The organism is Sphingomonas gei (assembly GCF_004792685.1).
Lineage (GTDB): Bacteria > Pseudomonadota > Alphaproteobacteria > Sphingomonadales > Sphingomonadaceae > Sphingomonas > Sphingomonas gei.
In genome coordinates this window covers 1-1,241 of record NZ_SRXT01000025.1, presented here as the reverse complement: position 1 = coordinate 1,241, position 1,241 = coordinate 1, and the positions used below count along the sequence as shown (strand labels likewise).

At 63.7% G+C, this 1,241-nt stretch carries 1 protein-coding gene; it reads left to right on the top strand.

Annotation, left to right across the window (positions count from 1 at the left end; translation table 11 throughout):
- The first annotated feature begins 64 nt into the window (after window positions 1-64).
- A protein-coding gene (locus E5A73_RS21135; protein ID WP_135965834.1) for an IS3 family transposase occupies window positions 65-1,215 on the top strand; the annotation gives its coding sequence in 2 pieces (ribosomal slippage) (window positions 65-317 and window positions 317-1,215; 1,152 coding nt in all).
- Window positions 1,216-1,241: the final 26 nt, after the last annotated feature.

Below are 1,241 nucleotides of genomic sequence, written 5' to 3'. Positions count from 1 at the left end.
TGACGTGCGCCCCTGAAATGTGACCGATTTTGAGTAGAGTCCGACGCGAAGGAGTCGGACGAAGCTGCGCAGCAGCAGGTTCAGCGAAGAGCAGATCATCGCGATTTTGAAGGAGCACGAGGCGGGGATGCCGACGGCGGAGGTATGCCGTCGACACGGGATCAGCGGGGCTACCTTCTACAAGTACAAGGCCAAGTTCGGCGGTTTGGAGGTATCCGAGGCGCGGCGTCTAAGGGCGCTGGAGGACGAGAACGCGAAGCTGAAGAAGCTTCTTGCGGAGGCGATGCTCGACAACGTGGTGCTGAAGGATCTGGCATCAAAAAAATGGTAACGCCCGGCGCGAAGCGGGAAGCCGTCGCCCATGCCCGTGAGCATCACGGCCTGAGCGAGCGTCGGGCGTGCAGTCTTGTCGGCGTGAGCCGCCGGGTGATCCGGTATCAGCCGACGAGGGTTGATGATGCGCCCTTGCGGGCGCGTTTGCGTGAACTGGCGGCAGAGCGCCGCCGGTTCGGGTATCGCCGTCTGGGTTATCTGCTGGCGCGTGAGGGGATGACGCCCAACCACAAGAAGCTGCGACGGATTTACCGCGAGGAGAACCTGCGGGTCCGCCGTCGCGGTGGCCGCAAGCGCGCGTTGGGCACGCGGGCACCGATGCTGTTGCCGGATGGCCCGAACCAGCGCTGGTCACTGGACTTCGTGTCCGACACGCTGACGTGCAGCCGGCGGTTCCGCATCCTGTGCGTGGTCGACGATTACACACGGGAATGCCTGGCGCTGGTGGCGGACACGTCGCTGTCGGGCTTGCGGGTCGCTCGGGAACTGACGCGGCTGATCGGGGTGCGCGGCAAGCCGCACACGGTGGTCAGCGATAACGGAACCGAGCTGACGTCGTCGGCCATCCTGCGCTGGTCGCAGGAGCGGCGGGTCGAGTGGCATTACATCGCGCCGGGCAAGCCGATGCAGAACGGCTTTGTCGAGAGCTTCAACGGCCGTCTGCGGGACGAATGCCTCAACGAGACGCTGTTTACGTCGCTGGCTCACGCCCGCTTCGTGCTCGATGCTTGGCAGCACGATTATAACAACGTCAGGCCGCACTCGAAACTGGCCGGGAAGACCCCCGCCGAGATCGCCGGCCAACATGTCTGGGGGCATGCCCCCAGACATGTTGCCATCATCTCAACCAACCATCATCAAGGAGCCGGACTCTACCTCTGAGTGGTAACAATCAGGGGCGCACGTCA